This is a genomic window from Nocardia sp. NPDC004260 (assembly GCF_053603155.1).
Genome location: NZ_JBSGEZ010000077.1, coordinates 16,821 through 33,777, shown reverse-complemented (window position 1 = coordinate 33,777; position 16,957 = coordinate 16,821). Strand labels below are relative to the sequence as shown.

Annotated in this window: 18 protein-coding genes; 13 read left to right on the top strand and 5 right to left on the bottom strand. The window is 68.9% G+C overall.

The window, feature by feature from the left end; genetic code table 11:
- Nucleotides 1-169 precede the first annotated feature (169 nt).
- Both ACWEO7_RS31730 and ACWEO7_RS31725 read left to right on the top strand, forming a co-directional pair.
- Nucleotides 170-949 carry a purine-nucleoside phosphorylase gene (locus tag ACWEO7_RS31730; protein WP_450026891.1) on the top strand — a complete coding sequence of 260 codons (780 nt, stop codon included), beginning with the start codon at nt 170-172 and terminating at the stop codon, nt 947-949.
- Nucleotides 950-2,446 (top strand): phospho-sugar mutase, encoded by a 1,497-nt coding sequence (locus ACWEO7_RS31725; RefSeq protein ID WP_452428692.1) that lies wholly within the window; start codon nt 950-952, stop codon nt 2,444-2,446.
- An 11-nt stretch (nt 2,447-2,457) separates the two neighbouring features.
- On the opposite strand, the gene upp is transcribed toward ACWEO7_RS31725, so the two are convergent.
- On the bottom strand, nt 2,458-3,081 hold the full coding sequence (upp, locus tag ACWEO7_RS31720; protein ID WP_355079106.1) for a uracil phosphoribosyltransferase: 624 nt from the start codon (nt 3,079-3,081) through the stop codon (nt 2,458-2,460).
- A 145-nt stretch (nt 3,082-3,226) separates the two neighbouring features.
- Here upp and ACWEO7_RS31715 point away from each other — a divergent pair, with 145 nt between their 5' ends.
- From ACWEO7_RS31715 to ACWEO7_RS31695, 5 genes are read left to right on the top strand one after another with little or no spacing between them, the layout of a single operon-like run.
- Nucleotides 3,227-3,547 carry a hypothetical protein gene (locus ACWEO7_RS31715; protein ID WP_452428690.1) on the top strand — a complete coding sequence of 107 codons (321 nt, stop codon included), beginning with the start codon at nt 3,227-3,229 and terminating at the stop codon, nt 3,545-3,547.
- Between the two features lie 4 nt (nt 3,548-3,551).
- The gene (locus ACWEO7_RS31710) at nt 3,552-4,664 is read left to right on the top strand and encodes a C40 family peptidase (protein WP_452428689.1); all 1,113 of its coding nucleotides are present in this window, start codon (nt 3,552-3,554) and stop codon (nt 4,662-4,664) included.
- Complete coding sequence (locus tag ACWEO7_RS31705) at nt 4,661-5,002, top strand: hypothetical protein (protein WP_067803443.1); 342 nt, start codon at nt 4,661-4,663, stop codon at nt 5,000-5,002. Before ACWEO7_RS31710 ends, ACWEO7_RS31705 begins: the two co-directional genes overlap by 4 nt.
- Nucleotides 4,999-5,346, top strand: a complete 348-nt coding sequence (locus ACWEO7_RS31700; protein WP_450019291.1) for a YbaB/EbfC family nucleoid-associated protein — start codon at nt 4,999-5,001, stop codon at nt 5,344-5,346. The genes ACWEO7_RS31705 and ACWEO7_RS31700 overlap by 4 nt, the downstream gene beginning before the upstream one ends.
- Nucleotides 5,347-5,372: 26 nt before the next feature.
- The gene (locus ACWEO7_RS31695; RefSeq protein WP_452428687.1) at nt 5,373-6,632 is read left to right on the top strand and encodes a primosomal protein; all 1,260 of its coding nucleotides are present in this window, start codon (nt 5,373-5,375) and stop codon (nt 6,630-6,632) included.
- On the opposite strand, the gene ACWEO7_RS31690 is transcribed toward ACWEO7_RS31695, so the two are convergent.
- The 4 genes from ACWEO7_RS31690 to ACWEO7_RS31675 all read right to left on the bottom strand — a co-directional run bounded on the left by ACWEO7_RS31690 (nt 6,633) and on the right by ACWEO7_RS31675 (nt 10,683).
- Complete coding sequence (locus ACWEO7_RS31690) at nt 6,633-7,289, bottom strand: hypothetical protein (protein WP_452428685.1); 657 nt, start codon at nt 7,287-7,289, stop codon at nt 6,633-6,635.
- A 109-nt stretch (nt 7,290-7,398) separates the two neighbouring features.
- The gene (locus tag ACWEO7_RS31685) at nt 7,399-8,496 is read right to left on the bottom strand and encodes an adenosine deaminase (RefSeq protein ID WP_450019297.1); all 1,098 of its coding nucleotides are present in this window, start codon (nt 8,494-8,496) and stop codon (nt 7,399-7,401) included.
- A 343-nt stretch (nt 8,497-8,839) separates the two neighbouring features.
- The gene (locus ACWEO7_RS31680) at nt 8,840-10,129 is read right to left on the bottom strand and encodes a thymidine phosphorylase (RefSeq protein WP_452428683.1); all 1,290 of its coding nucleotides are present in this window, start codon (nt 10,127-10,129) and stop codon (nt 8,840-8,842) included.
- A gap of 122 nt (nt 10,130-10,251) precedes the next feature.
- Nucleotides 10,252-10,683, bottom strand: coding sequence for a cytidine deaminase (locus ACWEO7_RS31675; RefSeq protein WP_452428681.1), 432 nt, complete (start codon nt 10,681-10,683; stop codon nt 10,252-10,254).
- A 246-nt stretch (nt 10,684-10,929) separates the two neighbouring features.
- On the opposite strand from ACWEO7_RS31675, the gene sdhC reads away from it, so the two are divergent.
- The 6 genes from sdhC to ACWEO7_RS31645 all read left to right on the top strand — a co-directional run bounded on the left by sdhC (nt 10,930) and on the right by ACWEO7_RS31645 (nt 16,877).
- Nucleotides 10,930-11,328 carry a succinate dehydrogenase, cytochrome b556 subunit gene (gene sdhC, locus ACWEO7_RS31670; protein ID WP_083863252.1) on the top strand — a complete coding sequence of 133 codons (399 nt, stop codon included), beginning with the start codon at nt 10,930-10,932 and terminating at the stop codon, nt 11,326-11,328.
- Nucleotides 11,329-11,412: 84 nt separating this feature from the next.
- Nucleotides 11,413-11,844 carry a succinate dehydrogenase hydrophobic membrane anchor subunit gene (locus tag ACWEO7_RS31665; RefSeq protein ID WP_450019303.1) on the top strand — a complete coding sequence of 144 codons (432 nt, stop codon included), beginning with the start codon at nt 11,413-11,415 and terminating at the stop codon, nt 11,842-11,844.
- Between the two features lie 15 nt (nt 11,845-11,859).
- Nucleotides 11,860-13,629 carry a succinate dehydrogenase flavoprotein subunit gene (gene sdhA, locus ACWEO7_RS31660; protein WP_452428679.1) on the top strand — a complete coding sequence of 590 codons (1,770 nt, stop codon included), beginning with the start codon at nt 11,860-11,862 and terminating at the stop codon, nt 13,627-13,629.
- A complete protein-coding gene (locus ACWEO7_RS31655; protein WP_067803461.1) occupies nt 13,629-14,402 on the top strand; it encodes a succinate dehydrogenase iron-sulfur subunit in 774 nt (257 codons plus the stop codon). Before sdhA ends, ACWEO7_RS31655 begins: the two co-directional genes overlap by 1 nt.
- A gap of 208 nt (nt 14,403-14,610) precedes the next feature.
- On the top strand, nt 14,611-16,290 hold the full coding sequence (locus tag ACWEO7_RS31650; RefSeq protein ID WP_452428678.1) for a hypothetical protein: 1,680 nt from the start codon (nt 14,611-14,613) through the stop codon (nt 16,288-16,290).
- A gap of 152 nt (nt 16,291-16,442) precedes the next feature.
- Nucleotides 16,443-16,877 (top strand): YbaB/EbfC family nucleoid-associated protein, encoded by a 435-nt coding sequence (locus tag ACWEO7_RS31645; RefSeq protein WP_452428676.1) that lies wholly within the window; start codon nt 16,443-16,445, stop codon nt 16,875-16,877.
- The last annotated feature ends 80 nt before the right edge of the window (nt 16,878-16,957 follow it).

Genomic DNA, 16,957 nt, shown 5'->3' with positions numbered 1-16,957 from the left:
CGAGCGAAGCGAGACCGAGCATGCGCCGTTCGCGGCCCGGCTCGCGTTTGCGCGGCCGCCGCGTACGCGACGAAGGAGCAAGCGGCGGCCGCGCAAACGCGAGCCACAAGGGGCCGCGAACACGCAGCGCCGAAGGCGCTGCCGATCAAACACAGCTATGGTGACGATCATGCTTGCCGAACAGGCCGCCGAGGCGATCGCCGAACGTACGGGAGTGTCACGCCACCGGATCGCGGTGGTGCTGGGGTCCGGCTGGCAGGACGCGGCCGCGGAGATCGGGGCGCCGCGGGCGTCGGTGTCGATGCCGGAGCTGCCCGGTTTCGGGAAGCCGACCGCGCAGGGCCATGTCGGCATGATCCATTCCGTCCAGGTGGACGACAACGCGGTGCTGCTGTTGATGGGCCGCCAGCATCTCTACGAGGGGTACCAGCCCGCCGATGTGGTGCACCCGGTGTCGGCGGCCGTGGCAGCGGGCGCGGAGATCATCGTGCTGACCAACGCCGCGGGTGGTATCCGCTCCGGTCTCCGGGTGGGTGAGCCGGTGCTGATCAGCGACCATCTGAACTTGACCGGCCGCACGCCGCTGGCAGGCGCGACCTTCGTCGACCTGGTGGACGCCTGGGATCCGGAGTTGCGGGCGCTGGCCAGGGAGATCGACCCGAGCCTGGCCGAGGGCGTCTACGCGGGGCTCACCGGGCCGCAGTACGAGACGCCCGCCGAGATCAGGATGTTGCGCACCATCGGCGCTGATCTGGTCGGCATGTCCACGGTGCTGGAGGCCATCGCCTGCCGCGCGCTCGGTGCGCGGCTGCTGGGCATCTCGCTGGTCACCAATTTGGCCGCGGGGGTCACGGGCGCGCATCTGTCCCATGCCGAGGTGCTCGCCGAAGGCCATGCCGCCGCGCCCCGCCTCGGCAAACTGCTGCGCGGCGTGCTGGAACGGGTGTAGATGCTGCGCTTCGGCACGGCAGGCCTGCGCGGGCCGCTGCGCGACGGCCGCGACGGCATGAACATCACCACGGTGAGCCGGGCGACCGCCGGCCTCGTGGCGTGGTTGCGTGACCGCTGCCTGGGGGGCGGCACGGTGGTCGTAGGCCGCGACGCCAGGCATGGTTCCGCCGAGTTCGCCGCGGCGACCGCGGAGATCTTCGCCGCCGCCGGCTTCCCGGTGACGCTGCTGCCGCGTCCGCTGCCCACGCCGGTGGTCGCGTACGCGGTGCGTGCGCTGGGCGCGGTCGCGGGCGTGCAGATCACCGCCTCGCACAATCCGGCCACCGACAACGGCTACAAGGTCTACCTCGACGGCGGGTCGCAGTTGATCGCCCCGGCCGACGCCGAGATCGAGCGCTGCATCGAGGCGGTCGCCGAGCCGATCGACCGCGTGCCGGTCACTCCCGCCGACGACGACCTCGTGCGGCGTTATCTCCACCGCGTCGCCGGACTGCCCGCCCGGATCGGCGGATCGGGCGCGCGCGCCGGAATCCGGATCGCGCTCACTCCGCTGCACGGCGTCGGCGGCGAACTCGCTGTCGAAGCGCTTCGCGCGGCGGGTTTTCCCGATGTCCATGTGGTCGATGACCAGTTCCGACCGGACCCCGACTTCCCCACCGTCGCGTTCCCGAACCCGGAGGAACCCGGCGCGACCGATCTGCTGCTCGCGACGGCGGCGCGGGTCGGCGCCGACGTGGCGATCGCGCTGGATCCGGACGCCGACCGGTGCGCGGTCGGCGTCCCGTGGCCGGACGGTGGCTGGCGGATGCTGCGCGGCGACGAGACCGGCGTGCTCCTCGGCGACTGCGTGCTGCGCACCGCCCCGGACGATGCGCTGGTGGCGACGACCATCGTGTCCTCGCGGCTGCTGTCGAAGCTGGCGCCCGCGCGCGGCGGCCGCTACGCGGAAACGCTCACGGGATTCAAATGGCTGGCTCGGGCGGGCGACGGCTTGGTGTACGCCTACGAGGAGGCGATCGGCCACTGCGTCGACCCGGCGGCGGTCCGGGACAAGGACGGCATCTCCGCCGCCGTGCTGGCCGCCGACCTGGTGGCCCGGTTGAAGGCCGCGGGCCGCGACCTGAACGACGAACTCGACGACTACGCGGTGGAATTCGGCCTGCACGCGGGCGATCAGGTGTCGCTGCGACTCGCCTCGGCCGCGGCGGCCGCCGCCGCGGTCGAGCGGTTGCGGACGGATCCGCCGCACGAGATCGCGGGCGAGCCGGTGGAGTACACCGATCAGCTCCGCGTACGTGGCCGGATGCGCACCGACGCGCTGATCTTCCAGGGTGTTTCGTCCCGCGTGGTCGTGCGGCCTTCCGGCACCGAGCCGAAGCTCAAGTGCTATCTGGAGGTGGTCGAACCGGTCGGCTCGCGCGCCGATCTTCCGGCCGCGCGAGCCGCCGCACGCGAACGCCTCTCGGCGCTGCGCGACTTCTGCCGGAAACTCTGACCCGCAGAGGTTCAGCGCGGGCCGAATTGCCTGTCGCCCGCGTCGCCGAGACCGGGCACGATATAGGCGTTCTCGTTCAGGCCCGCGTCGACGACGGCGGTGACCAGCCGCACCGGCAGGCCCGAATCGGCCAGTGTCGCAATGCCTTCCGGAGCCGCGACGACGCACACCGCGGTGATGTCGGTGGCGCCGCGTGCCGCGAGCAGCTCCAGGGTGTGCCGCATCGAGCCGCCCGTGGCCAGCATCGGGTCGAGCACGAAAACCGGCAGCCCCGCCAGATCCGCGGGCAGTGATTCCATGTAGGGCACCGGCAGGTGCGTGTCCTCGTCGCGAGCGAGACCGACGAATCCGATTCTGGCGTCCGGGATCAGCTCGGCGGCCGCGTCGACCATGCCGAGTCCGGCACGCAGCACCGGCACCAGCAGCGGCGGGTGGGCCAGCCGGACGCCTTCGGTGGGAGCGACGGGGGTGACGATCTCGAAGCGCTCCACCTCCGCGTCGCGCAGCGCCTCGTAGATCAGGATTCCGGTCAGATCACGCAGTGCGGCACGGAAAGCCGGATTCGGCGTTCGCTCGTCCCGCATGGTGGTGATCAGGGCGGCGACGAGTGGATGGTCCACGGTGTGGGTGCGCATGAGGGAACGATAAGGTCGGTCGCGGACGCCCCGCCGAACGCCACCGGACTTTTTTTCCGAAGCGGCGGAACCGAAACGGAACAGCGCGCGTCGAACCAAGTGGATGACGTACTCTGCCTGGGAACAACAGATGGGGGAAGCTCTGATGCGAAAGATGTCGGCGGACACCGAAGGCATCGCGGCCTACGGTGCGACCGCGCACGTCATGGCCGGTGAGATGGCGGCGGCGGGGGTGAGCGCGGCGGCGGCCGAGCCCGCGTTGCTCGGCCCGATCATGGGGTTGATCGGCGGTGACTTCATGGCGGCCTACGCCGCGGCGCACGCCGGGCACGTGGCCTCGATCGGGCAGCTGTCGGCGGTGCTGACCAGCATGGGCGGCGCGGCCACCGGGTCCGCGGCCGTCCTCACCGAAACCGACGCCGCCCACGCCGGAGCGCTGCGGAACGCGGCCACCGAGCTGGAGTGAGCGCGTGATCGATGTCAACGCACTGGCCCAGCCGATCCTGGACCTGCTCGCCAGCTTCGGCAGCGGTGTGCTGCCCGCGGGCGGTCCCACCGACGCGCTGCGCAGCACCTCGACCGTGGTCGACCAGATCCATCAGATGGGCCGCGACAGTATCAACGAGATGAACGCCGCGTGGGACGGCCGCGCCGCCGACGCGGCCACCGCGAAAGCGCTGCGCGTGCAGACCACCGCCGCCACCATCTCCGATCGCGGCAACGACATGGCCACGGTCGTGAACCAGGCCGCGGGCGAGGTCGAGACAGGTCAGAAGGAACTCACCGACATCGCGCAGTCGTTCGTGAACACCGCGGCGAGCATGGGTCCGGTCCTGGCGACGCCGGAGGGTCTGACGGTGCTCGTCGGCTCGGCGATCGACCACCTCAACCAGGCGCTCAACGTCGTCGGGCGGGTGCAGAACGAATTGCAGACGCACACCGCTTCGATGAACGACCTGACCCCGCCGCCGCCCACCACGTCGCTCGCCGGTGTGCCCGCCGCCGGCGTGCAGCAAGCAGCGTCCGCCGCGTCCGGCGTGCTCAACAGTGCGGGATCGTTACTGAGCACCGTGATGGCCACACCGCTGCAGTCGCTGTCCTCGCGCGGTTCCAGCGGCACGCCCGGCAGGTCGTCGGGTACGCCCCGGCCGGACACCGGTTCGTCGGGGGCGCCCGACGACGGCAAGGGCGTGAAGATCACGCTGCCCGACGGCAGCGTCGTGGAGGCCCCCAACGAACAGGCCGCCACAGCGGTCCGGTCGGCGATCGGCGCCGTCGGCACGCCCTACGTCTGGGGCGGCAACAGCCCGGGCGCCGGATTGGACTGCAGCGGGCTCACCAAATACGCCTACGGCGAGGCGGGCGTCGACCTGCCCCGGCTCGCGGCCGACCAGGGCAACGGGGCGACGCCGGTGTCGGCCGGTGACCTGATGCCAGGCGACCTCGCGATCTGGGACGGCCACGTGGCCATGGTGATCGGCAACGGGCAGTTCGTCGAGGCGGGTGACCCGGTCCAGATCAGCTCGATTCGAACGGAGAACTCAGGCATGGACTTCCACGGCTTCTACAGGCCGACGGCATGACCCGACCCCAAGTCCCGAATGTCACGGTGGCGGCCAGCAGCAACCGGTCGGGCACCATCTCGGTGCGCGCCACCGACCAGGGCATGCCGGTGGAGATCAAGTTCGAGCGCAGCGAATACCGCTACGGCGCACAGTCGCTCGCGAACGAGATCCTGCGGCTCACCCAGCGTTCCGCCATCGCGGCGCGGGCGCGGCGGCGCGAACTGCTCGCCGAGGCGGGCATGCCCTCGGACATCCTCGACCGGCTCGGCCTGCCCACCCGCCAGCAGGCGGTGGACGAGCTGGACCGGATCGACGACGCGGACACGGGACCGACGAGCTGGATGAGGCCGGTATGAGTGCGGAAATGGACGCCCTGGTCACGTCGGCCACCCAGAAACTGGAGGCGCTGGAAGCAGCGCTGTACGGGCTGAAGCAGGTGCGTGGGCGGTTCACCTCGGAGGACGGCGCGGTGAGCGTCGAGGTGAACAGCGATGGCGCGATGGTCGGCCTGACCTTGGCGGAATCGGTCACCGCACTGCCGCCCGCGGAGGTCGGACAGTTGATCGTCTGGGCGTGCAGACAGGCCGCCGAGGACGCCGGCGCACAGCGGTCCAAGGTCGTTGCGACACTGAACGAGTCGTTCGTCCCCGCGGCGGAGCCGCCCGCGGGGACGAATGGGGGCGGGCCGGATAGTGCCTGACGCGGAAGGTCGATAGGCTTCCGCACATGGCTTCTGGAGACATCGTCCCGATCGAGCTCGGCCTGACCGACGGCGATCTCGTCACCTTGTGGGCACCGCGCTGGCGAGACGGTGACGACGAGTGGGAGGCGTTCCTCGGTCACGAGGACGCCCTCTACGGTTTCGAGTCCGTGGCGGAGCTGGCCGCATTCATCCGCACCAACGCCGACAACGACCTGGTGGACCATCCGGCCTGGAAGGTCATCGCGGGTCTGTCGGCGGTCGAACTGGAGCCGGAGGAGAACTTCTCCTTCGACCTGGTCGCGGTGCCGGAGCTGGCGGCGGGCGAGCCCGACGTCGACACCGTCGCCGAGCTGGAGGACACGCTCGGCATGGTCCGCAACATCGGCGAGGTGTGCGAACTGGAGACGGTGACCAAGTTCTTCGGCTCGCATCCGGTGCTCGGCGCGCTGCCCGGCGGCGTGAGCGCGTTCGCCGGTCGCGACGGCGAGGAGCTGTGGGACCAGATCGGCGCGGCCATCGCCAAGGGCTGGGACGACGTTCTGGACGCCATCGACTCCGTGGTGCGGACGCCCGAGGTCGACGCCGAGGCGGTCGCGGTCGCCGAGGCCGAACTGCTGGCTGCCGAGGAGAACGTGGTCGACGCCGACGACGCGGCCGACAGCGACGAGGACGAGGAGTTCGAGCCCGTCGACCTCGACGAAGAGGAAGACGACGAGGACGAGGAAGACGAGGACGAATCGTTCTGGCACGAGGTCGGCATCGACCCGGTCAAGATCATCACGTCCGAGGGCAGTGTCTTCACGCTGCGCTGTTACCTCGACGACGAGCCGATCTTCCTCGGCTCCAAGGGCTCGATCACCGTGTTCTCCTCCGAACGGGCGCTGGCCCGCTACCTCGCCGACGACCACGAGCACGATCTGTCCCGCGTGAGCACCTTCGCCGATGTGCAGACCGCGGCGGTGGACGGCTCGCTGGAAGTCGAGGTCACCGACGAGAACGTCTACGTGCTGCCCGGCTTGGCCGAGGACCTGGCCGAAGGCCCGGAGGCGGTCGACATCGAGCAGCTGGACCTGGCGGTCGAACTGTTCACCGACGCCGCCGACTACGCCGACGACGACACGGTGGAACAAGCCCTGGCCCAATCCACCCCGCTGGGCTGGTATGTCTCCTACCTGCTGAACCCCGACCCCACCCGGCTGGCGCCCAACCCGCCGTTCGCCGCCGAGTCCCAGGCCTGGCGGGAACTGGAACGCAACCTGGAGTCCCGACTCGACAAGCAGTAATCAGGTCAAGCGGATCCAGACCTGCTCGGCCTGCCCGAGCAGGCGTCCGTCGGCGCCGTAGACCGCGGTCGAGGCGAAGCATTTGCGGCCCTGCTCGCCGTGGAACTCGCCCACTACGACGCAGCGCTCGTCGACGTGCGGGATGCCGTGCACAGTGGCGGTCATCGAGCCGAGTAGCGCGGGTCGTTCGATCATGCCGGGCAGCGACCAGCCGCCAGGGCAATCCATCGCGGCCCACAGCAGCGGCGGCCCCAGCGGCACGGTGGCGTCGGGCACCCACGGCGCGGCCACTCGATTCTCATCGAGCCGGCCGGGTTCGATGCGCAGGCCGTCCGCCCGGCAGCTGCCGCAGACGAAGCAGGAGGCGAACATCTCGATGCTCGTGTAGCTGCGTGTCGCCTCCACCGCGTCGTCGAACGCGACATGACGCGGTGCGTCGCGTTCGAGTTCACCGCCCTTCGACTCGGCGATCAGCCTGTCCCCGTCGTAGAGCCGTTCGTCCCGCACGTCGAGCGGCGTCTCCAGGGGCGGCGGACTGCGCAGGATCACGGTGACGGTCTGCTCGGCCAGCTGGTCGGCGAGCAGACCGGCCACGTAACCACCGTTGCCGGAGTCGGGCGGTCCGTTGAACCGGCGGGGGATGCGCAAAGTCGCCATGGTCGCCACGCTAGCGAACCGGTTGCCGACTGTGGAACCTCGCTGCCGCGCGCGGTGATCCGGCGCCGCCTCCCCCCGTGCGCGCCCGCAATCCGTCCTATGAACAGCTCTACCCGATGAGGACCGCGTATCCGGGCTTGATGATGTCGTCGATGATCCGCAACCGCTCGGGAAACGGGATGAACGCCGACTTCATGGCGTTGATGGTGAACCGTTCCAGGTCGCTCCAGCCGTAGCCGAACGTCTCGACCAGTTTGAGCATCTCCTGGCTCATGCTGGTGTCGCTCATCAGCCGGTTGTCGGTGTTGACCGTGACGCGGAAGCGCAGGCGGGCCAGCAGGTCGAAGGGGTGCTTGTCCAGCGACGGCACCGCGCCGGTCTGCACGTTCGACGACGGACACAGCTCGAGCGGGATGCGCAGGTCGCGGACATAGTTGGCGACCAGCCCGAGCTGTGCGTCCTCGACCGCGCCGGGCACGGTGATGTCGTCGGTGATCCGCACGCCGTGGCCGAGCCGGTCGCAACCACAGAACGCGAGCGCCTCGTGGATGGACGGCAGACCGAAGGCCTCGCCCGCGTGGATGGTGAAGTGCGCGCTGTTGGCGCGCATGTATTCGAACGCGTCCAGGTGCCTGCTCGGCGGGTAACCGGCCTCCGCGCCGGCGATGTCGAAACCGCCCACCCCGCGATCGCGGAAGCGCACCGCCAGCTCCGCGATCTCCCGCGAGCGCGCGGCGTGCCGCATCGCGGTGAGCAGGCAGGTCACCACGATCGGGTGTCCGTTCTCGGCGGCGGCCGCCTCGCCTTCGCGGAACCCGGTCAGCGTGTGCTCGACCACCTCGTCCAGCGTGAGACCGCGCTCCAAGTGCTGTTCGGGGGCGAAACGCACCTCCGCGTACACCACGCCGTCGGCGGCGAGGTCCTCGGCGCATTCGCGGGCGACCCGGCGCAGGCCCTCGGGGGTCTGCATCACGGCGACGGTATGCGCGAAGGTCTCCAGGTATCGTTCCAGCGATCCGCTGTCGGCCGCATCGCGGAACCAGGCCGCCAGCGACGCCTCGTCGTCGGCCGGTAGGTCCTCGTAGCCGCACTGCGCGGCGAGGTCGAGCACCGTCGCGGGCCGCAGGCCACCGTCGAGGTGGTCGTGCAGCAGCGCTTTGGGCGCTTGGCGGATCGAGGCGAGGGTCAGAGGCATCGGTCCAGTCATGTATCGACGGTAGCCGCAGCGGGCCGAAACGGCAGCCGACTTCGGCCGTAACAACCGTCTCGTTGCGCGCCGGATGTCGGCCGGTCCACAACCGGACACCGACCGGTTCTGCGTCACCCGCGCGTCACGTGTGCGGCCAACGACAGGCCGGAGTACCGCGGCCCCTCGGACCGGCCACCGACGCAGGGACCGTGGACCGCCAGCGCGTATGTGCGCTGATTCCTGATCGGGAGCCCGGTGATGCTCACCCTTACAGAGGCCGAACGGTCGAGTACGGCGGAGGCCGGGGCAGGACGTGTGGAGCAAGCAAGTTGGTCAGGCCGAGAGGTCACCCGCGGACAGCTCAGGACGTGATGCGATCGAGAACCAGCGGGCCCGGAGTGGGCGCGGCATCGCTTCCGATGGTGACGGCATCGCGCAGAGCTTCCATAGCGCCGGGAAACGCCTCGGGAGTATCGGTGTGCAGAGTGAGCAGCGGCTGTCCGGCTGTCACGGCATCGCCCGGTTTGGCGTGCATTTCGATGCCCGCGCCGAACTGAACAGGATCGCCCTGACGTGCCCGGCCCGCCCCGAGACGCCAGGCGGCGATGCCGACACCCAGCGCATCGAGCCTGGTCAGGACGCCGTCGGCGGCGGCGCGCACGGTCTCGGTGTGTTTCGCGGTGGGCAGCTTCGCGTCGGGGTCGCCGCCCTGGGCGCGAATCATCGCCCGCCAGTGATCCATCGCTCTGCCGTCGGCCAGCGCGTCGGCGGGGTCGGCGTCGAGCCCGGCCAGCGCGACCATCTCGCGAGCCAGGGCGATGGTCAACTCGACGACGTCGGCGGGACCGCCGCCCGCGAGCACCTCCACCGATTCGGCGACTTCCATGGCATTGCCTGCGGTGCGGCCGAGCGGGGTGTCCATGGCGGTGAGCAACGCGACCGTCCGCACACCCGCGTCGTCGCCGAGTTCGACCATCGCGGTCGCCAGCTCGCGCGCCCCGTCCAGGGTCTTCAGGAACGCGCCGGAGCCGACCTTGACGTCCAGCAACAGCGCCGCGGTGCCCTCGGCGATCTTCTTGCTCATGATGGAGCTGGCGATCAGCGGGATCGATTCGACCGTGCCGGTGACGTCGCGCAAGGCGTAGAGCCGTCGGTCCGCGGGCGCGAGGTCGGCGCCTGCCGCGCAGATCACCGCGCCGATGGCCGGATCGGTCAGGAGATCTCGCATCCGCGACGCGGGCACGTCCGCCTGCCAGCCGGGGATGGATTCCAGCTTGTCCAGGGTGCCGCCGGTGTGGCCGAGACCGCGCCCGGACAACTGCGGCACCGCCGCGCCGCACGCCGCGACCAGCGGCGCCAGCGGCAGCGTGATCTTGTCGCCCACGCCGCCGGTCGAGTGCTTGTCCACGGTCGGACGCGGCAGACCGGTGAGGTCCATGCGCCGCCCGGACGCGATCATCGCGGCGGTCCACCGCGCCGTCTCGCGCCGCGTCATCCCGCGCCAGACGATCGCCATGGCCAGCGCCGACATCTGCTCGTCGGCCACCGCGCCGCGGGTGAAGCCGTCGACCACCCAGTCGATCTGCGCGTCAGACAGCTCACCGCCGTCGCGCTTGGTCGTGATGATCGAAACCGCGTCCAGTGCCGTCACGGTCGACAGTTTGGCATGGGACGGCGCACACCCGGGTTCTCGCCGATGGGACGGAAGCGCGCGCGGCGCCGCCTCGGCTGTGCTCGCCGAGCCGAGGTCGTCCGCCGATTCACGGATCCGGCCTATACCTGCCCGGCATCCAGGTCGTCCGGGCCGAACGCATCCGGCAGCAGTGTGCGCAACGGCACCGGCCCGGCCTTGTGATCCACCAAGAGATCGCCCCCACCGTGCTCGTGGAGCAGTTGGCGGCAGCGCCCGCAGGGCATCAGGATTTCGCCGCGAGAATCGGTGACGGAGATGGCCCGAAGACGCCCCCCACCCCCCGAAATCAAGTTACCGATGAGTACGCATTCGGCACACAGGCCCAACCCGTATGAGACATTTTCCACATTGCAACCGCTCACCGTTCGGCCATCGACACTGAGAGCCGCGGCGCCGACCGGAAACCGCGAGTACGGCGCATAGGCGTTGTGCATGACTTGAAAAGCGTTGTCGCGCAATAGTTTCCAGTCGATTTCCGACACAGAGAACCCCTTCGGGACCGAGCCGATCATGGCCGCGCAAGGGCCACGACGGAACCCCGCAACCATCAAGAAAGGTAAGCCTAACCCGATCCGGTGTCGCGCAACGCACGGTACGCCGAATTAGTTCCGGGATTGCTGGAGGATTAGAGTCCAGAACAGATCGGTTCAGGTTCCCTGCGACGGGCCGGAGTACAGCCACCTGGGCATTCGCCCGCCACGCCGTCGGCGTCGGATCTGAAACCGGGTCCATCAACGACGTTGGAGGCACCGCACTCTATGACCACGATTGAAGCTCCGGCCCAGCCGAAGCGGAAGACGCTGTACCGAGGCGACCCCGGAATGTGGTCGTGGGCGCTGCACCGGATCACCGGCGTCACCATCTTCTTCTTCCTCTTCGTCCACGTGCTGGACACCGCCCTGGTGCGCGTGAGCCCGGACACCTACAACGAAGCGATCGAGACCTACAAGACGCCCATCGTGGCGTTGATGGAGATGGGCCTGGTCGTCGTCGTCCTGTTCCACGCGCTCAACGGCGTCCGCGTGATCCTGGTGGACTTCTGGTCCAAGGGCCCGAAGTACCAGCGCCTGATGCTCTGGATCATTCTCGCGATCTGGTTCCTGCTGGCCGTTCCCGCGATCGGGCGCCAGTTCTTCTACCTGTTCACGGAGCACTGAGGCAATGAGCGAGCGAAGCGAGCGACCTATGAACACAGCCGCCAGTGCGGTCATGCCGGAGCCGAGCGCCAGCGAGGTGGAGGCATGAGCGCACCCGTCATCGGAAAGTCGTACGACCGTCCGGCCAGCCTGGACCTGCCGCGTTCGCCCCGCGCGCGCTCGAACAACAACTTCGAGAAGTACGCCTGGCTGTTCATGCGTTTCTCCGGCCTGCTGCTGATCGTGCTGGTGCTCGGCCACATGGCGATCATGCTGCTGCTCGACGGCGGCGTGAAGCGACTCAACTTCGCCTTCGTCGCAGGCCGCTGGTCCAGCCCGTTCTGGCAGCTCTGGGACCTGACCATGCTGTGGCTGGCGCAGCTGCACGGCGGCAACGGCCTGCGCACCGTCATCGACGACTACTCCCGCAAGGACTCGACCCGGTTCTGGCTCAAGACCCTGCTGGCCGCCTCGATGATCCTGATCCTGGGCGTGGGCACCTACGTCATCTTCACCTTCGACCCCAACATCAGTTAGGAACAGGCCCCCTCGATGAGTGAATCCCGACCCGTTCAGGAGCACCGCTACGACGTCATCATCGTCGGCGCGGGCGGCGCGGGCATGCGTGCCGCGATCGAGGCCGGCCCGCGTGCTCGGACGGCGGTGCTGACCAAGCTGTACCCGACCCGCAGCCACACCGGCGCGGCCCAGGGCGGCATGTGCGCCGCGCTGGCCAACGTCGAAGAGGACAACTGGGAATGGCACACCTTCGACACCGTCAAGGGTGGTGACTACCTGGTCGACCAGGACGCCGCGGAGATCATGGCCAAAGAGGCCATCGACGCGGTGCTCGACCTCGAGAAGATGGGCCTCCCGTTCAACCGGACGCCCGAGGGCAAGATCGACCAGCGGCGCTTCGGCGGGCACACTCGCGATCACGGCAAGGCCCCGGTTCGCCGCGCGTGCTACGCCGCCGACCGCACCGGCCACATGATCCTGCAGACGCTCTACCAGAACTGCGTCAAGCACGACGTGGAGTTCTTCAACGAGTTCTACGTGCTGGACCTGGTGCTCACCGACACCGATCGCGGCCCGGTCGCGACCGGCGTGATCGCCTACGAGCTGGCCACCGGCGACATCCACGTCTTCCACGCCAAGTCGATCGTGTTCGCCACCGGCGGTTCGGGCCGGATGTACAAGACCACCTCGAACGCGCACACTCTGACCGGCGACGGCATGGCGATCGTGTTCCGCAAGGGCCTGCCGCTGGAGGACATGGAGTTCCACCAGTTCCATCCGACAGGCCTGGCCGGACTCGGCATCTTGATCTCCGAGGCCGTCCGCGGCGAGGGCGGCATCCTGCGCAACGCCGACGGCGAGCGGTTCATGGAGCGCTACGCCCCCACCATCAAGGACCTCGCGCCGCGTGACATCGTCGCCCGCTCGATGGTGCTCGAGGTGCTGGAGGGCCGCGGCGCTGGACCGAACAAGGACTACGTCTACATCGACGTGACCCACCTCGGCGAGGACGTGCTCGAGGAGAAGCTGCCCGACATCACCGAGTTCTCCCGCACCTATCTGGGTGTGGACCCGGTGAAGGAACTGGTGCCGGTGTTCCCGACCTGTCACTACGTGATGGGCGGCATCCCGACCCGCATCCGCGGCGAGGTGCTGCGCAACAACAGCGACGTCGTCCCCGGCCTCTACGCCGCGGGCGAGTGCGCGTGCGTCTCGGTGCACGGCGCCAACCGTCTGGGCACCAACTCGCTGCTGGACATCAACGTGTTCGGCCGCCGCGCCGGCATCGCCGCCGCGGAGTACGCGCAGCGCAGCGAGTTCGTCGAGCTGCCGGAGAACCCGGCACAGATGGTGCAGGACTGGCTGACCCAGCTGTTGAGCGAGCACGGCGACGAGCGGGTCGCCGACATCCGCACCGAGCTGCAGCGGTCGATGGACAACAACGCCTCGGTGTTCCGCACCGAGGACACGCTCAAGCAGGCGCTCACCGACATCCACGCGCTCAAGGAGCGTTACGCGCGGATCACCGTGCAGGACAAGGGCAAGCGCTACAACAGCGACCTGCTCGAGGCCGTCGAGCTCGGCTTCCTGCTGGAGCTGGCCGAGGTCACCGTGGTCGGCGCGCTCAACCGGAAGGAATCGCGCGGCGGCCACGCCCGCGAGGACTACCCGGACCGCGACGACGTGAACTTCATGCGCCACACGATGGCCTACAAGGAGGGCTCGGAGCTCCTTTCGGACATCCGCCTTGACTTCAAGCCGGTGGTGCAGACCCGTTACGAGCCGATGGAGCGTAAGTACTGATGACTGCTGTTGCCGAAGCACCCTCTTCGCAGACGCCCGCTCCGGTCCCCGAGGGCTCCGTGATGATCACCGTCAAGGTGGCCCGGTTCAACCCGGAGGACGACAAGGGCGCGCACTGGGAGTCCTTCCAGGTGCCCGCGCTGCCGACCGACCGCTTCCTGAACCTGCTGATCTACATCAAGTCCTACCTGGACGGCACGCTCACCTTCCGCCGGTCCTGCGCGCACGGCGTCTGCGGTTCCGACGCCATGCGGATCAACGGTGTCAACCGGCTGGCCTGCAAGGTGCTGATGAAGGACATGCTGCCCAAGAACGGCAAGTCGATCACCGTCACCGTCGAGCCGATCCGCGGCCTGCCCGTGGAGAAGGACCTCGTGGTGAACATGGAGCCGTTCTTCGACGCCTTCCGCGCGGTGAAGCCCTACCTGATCACCTCGGGTAACGAACCCACCCGCGAGCGCATCCAGAGCCAGGCCGACCGCGCCCGGTTCGACGACACCACCAAGTGCATCCTGTGCGCCTGCTGCACCACCTCCTGCCCCGTGTACTGGAGCGACGGCAGCTACTTCGGCCCGGCCGCGATCGTGAACGCCCACCGCTTCATCTTCGACAGCCGCGACGAGGGCGCCCGCGAACGCCTCGACATCCTCAATGACGTCGAAGGCGTCTGGCGCTGCCGCACCACCTTCAACTGCACCGATGCCTGCCCGCGTGGCATCGAGGTCACCAAGGCGATTCAGGAAGTCAAGCGAGCGCTCCTGTTCACCCGCTGACCCAGGCACCGAACGACGAAGGCCGCCACCATCCCGAAGATGGTGGCGGCCTTTCGCGGCCGCCACGTTCCCGCCGTCGGGAACATCAGCGACCGTCGCTTATGCTTCGGCTCGGGTCTGCCTAGCGCGTGGCGGTTCGCCGATGCGCGACGTCCCGTTCAGCAGCCGAAGACGGCGGGGCCGTCCCGATATCGACGTAGGGGGTTGCGTGGCCGAATCACTGTCGGTCGACCTCGCCCAGCTGCGCGAATCGGCGGCGGAGTTGCGGCAGGCGGCCGAAGACGCCGAGCGGGTGGCGAACGAGCTGAAGGCGGCACTCGCCGACGAGGGTGAGTTCTGGGGTGACGACGAAGCCGGCGAGACGTTCGCCCACACCTACAAGCCCGGTGCCCACCGTACGTTGGAGGGGTTCGACGACCTCGTCGCGGACATCCGGGCGATGAGTTCCGCGATGAAGGATGCGGCCGAGGCGTTCGAGGACCGGGATCACTACGGCGGGCAGAACATCCGAAACTCGGTCGACGATCGAATCCCGTACACGCACGCACCGAGCCAGACCCGGTCGGCAGGCCCCATTCCGCAGGCGACGTCCAGCAAATCTCTCAGCTACCCGGACGATTCCGCACGGCCGCCGGGCACGTCCGATCGCCCGGTGAACCGAGACTCCGCCCATCCGCAGCCGGATGGCTCGAACGACCGCGGCAGCGTCGATACACAGCAACCCCCGGCATCCAGCCAGCAACCACAGGCATCCGGCCAGGAATCCCCGGCTTCCGGCCGACAGCCCGCGGAGTCCGGACAGCAACCTCCGGATTCCGGACAGCCGGACGATTCGACGAGCGATTCCCCGGAAACCGCATCCCCCGAGGACGAATCCGGCGACCAACCCCGGGCAGCCGAGACCGGATCGCCGACGACGCCCGGCAACGGCGCAGAGCGACCGGGAGCGCCGGCGAATACACCGACGGGGAAGCAGATGCCGGGCGGTCGCAACGACTCTGGCAAGCCGGCGGATACGCCGTGGACGCGGAACGGGTCGGGCACCCCTTGGACGAAGGCTCCGAACCCTCCCGGCGCGCCGGCGAACGAAACTCCGCCTCGGGTATCGCCTCCACGCACCTCGGACCGCCCGCCCGCAGGTAAGAAGCCGGAGCCTGCTCCGCAGCGTCCCGGGAAGAAGCGGGCCCCGAAACCTGCAAGCGTGCATGCGCGCCGAGCAACCGATGCCGAGGCCGTGCGGATCGCCCGGGAGATGGCCGCCCGGCACAACATCGAGATCGTCGGATTCGAGGCGGCGGGTATCGCCGCGGCAACGGTCCAGGACATCGCCGATGCTGTCGACACCGTCCTCCCGCGGATGCCGGCCATGCTGCGCGGAATCGAGATCCGGGATGCGACGGGTTTGCTATCTGCCGTCGAGAATCGCAGCCCGGCAAAGCACACCGGGGGGATGGCGCCGTGGATCGTGCTGGCTCACGCTGCTGTGACCGATCCTCGGATGTTGGCCGGCCGTTTCCGGGCGACGACCCGATCCAGTCTTCCACGTCGGCCGATGTATACCGCGATCCTGCGGGAACTCGGCGCCGCGATCGACCTCACCGGCGGGTTCCGGGCACACAAGGAAGCGCAACGCGCGCTCATCACCGAATACGTGCGGATCAACGACCCCCGAGGCGAGACGCTGAGCCGGGTGGTCGCCGGCTACAAGCGATGGCGGGCGCAACTCGGCGACCACTGTTTCGAGCAGGGTCTGTTCGTTCCGGGCAGGGCGCTGGCCGAGGGATTCGCCGCGGTGGAATCGAGTGAGGACGAGGCCAACGGCCCGCAGAAGGTACTGGGTCGGCTGTTGGTTGCGATGTCGCGTGCGGAGTTGCCGGACCGGCGATGAGACCTGTCGCTCGCCTGGGCGGACGGCGTCTGACTTCCCCCTTCCCACCAGTGGTGAGAGTTGCCACGCACCTGCCGGTCATCATTATGGGCACGGTCGGAGGTCCTCGGTCGTCGCTGTCCGCTGAGGATTTCGAGTCGGAAGGTTGTGGCATGGATCGATGGGAGCGCGAAGGCCTGCGCTCGGCCAACAACGGCATGCGCAACCAGCTCGAACATCTCCTCGACTCCTTCGAACGTCAGCAGGGCCGACTCGCCGATGTGTTCCGAGAATTGGAAAATGCTCGCACGCAGGCGAGTTCTCCCGACCAATCGGTAGAGGTGACCGTGGACGCCGCAGGCGTGCTGACGGACCTGCGCCTCACGGCCGCGGCAATGCGCCAGACACCGGAGCAGCTGAGCAGGGCGATCGTGGACGCTACTCGGGCCGCGGCACGCGGGGCGCAGCAGCAGGCCGAGGCCATCGCCGCACCCGTCGACGCCGACTTCGACGACCTGCCCGACCTGCCCGATATCTCGCCGGGCGCGCCCAGCCTCAACGAGATTCGCGCCTTCTTCCGCGGGGACACCGAAGGTCCCCCGAGGTAGCACCGGGCCGCGTAGTGCAAATGATGCTGCGTACCTGCCGACGACCGGAGAGGAACTTCCCGCCGGGGGAAGGGCATGGG

Coding starts and splice junctions, on each gene's coding strand:
- ACWEO7_RS31730 (WP_450026891.1), top strand. CDS start 170: ATGCTTGCCGAACAGGCCGCCGAGGCGATCGCCGAACGTACGGGAGTG.
- ACWEO7_RS31725 (WP_452428692.1), top strand. CDS start 950: ATGCTGCGCTTCGGCACGGCAGGCCTGCGCGGGCCGCTGCGCGACGGC.
- upp (WP_355079106.1), bottom strand. CDS start 3,081: ATGCGCACCCACACCGTGGACCATCCACTCGTCGCCGCCCTGATCACC.
- ACWEO7_RS31715 (WP_452428690.1), top strand. CDS start 3,227: ATGCGAAAGATGTCGGCGGACACCGAAGGCATCGCGGCCTACGGTGCG.
- ACWEO7_RS31705 (WP_067803443.1), top strand. CDS start 4,661: ATGACCCGACCCCAAGTCCCGAATGTCACGGTGGCGGCCAGCAGCAAC.
- ACWEO7_RS31700 (WP_450019291.1), top strand. CDS start 4,999: ATGAGTGCGGAAATGGACGCCCTGGTCACGTCGGCCACCCAGAAACTG.
- ACWEO7_RS31695 (WP_452428687.1), top strand. CDS start 5,373: ATGGCTTCTGGAGACATCGTCCCGATCGAGCTCGGCCTGACCGACGGC.
- ACWEO7_RS31690 (WP_452428685.1), bottom strand. CDS start 7,289: ATGGCGACTTTGCGCATCCCCCGCCGGTTCAACGGACCGCCCGACTCC.
- ACWEO7_RS31685 (WP_450019297.1), bottom strand. CDS start 8,496: ATGACTGGACCGATGCCTCTGACCCTCGCCTCGATCCGCCAAGCGCCC.
- ACWEO7_RS31675 (WP_452428681.1), bottom strand. CDS start 10,683: ATGATCGGCTCGGTCCCGAAGGGGTTCTCTGTGTCGGAAATCGACTGG.
- sdhC (WP_083863252.1), top strand. CDS start 10,930: ATGACCACGATTGAAGCTCCGGCCCAGCCGAAGCGGAAGACGCTGTAC.
- ACWEO7_RS31665 (WP_450019303.1), top strand. CDS start 11,413: ATGAGCGCACCCGTCATCGGAAAGTCGTACGACCGTCCGGCCAGCCTG.
- sdhA (WP_452428679.1), top strand. CDS start 11,860: ATGAGTGAATCCCGACCCGTTCAGGAGCACCGCTACGACGTCATCATC.
- ACWEO7_RS31655 (WP_067803461.1), top strand. CDS start 13,629: ATGACTGCTGTTGCCGAAGCACCCTCTTCGCAGACGCCCGCTCCGGTC.
- ACWEO7_RS31645 (WP_452428676.1), top strand. CDS start 16,443: ATGGATCGATGGGAGCGCGAAGGCCTGCGCTCGGCCAACAACGGCATG.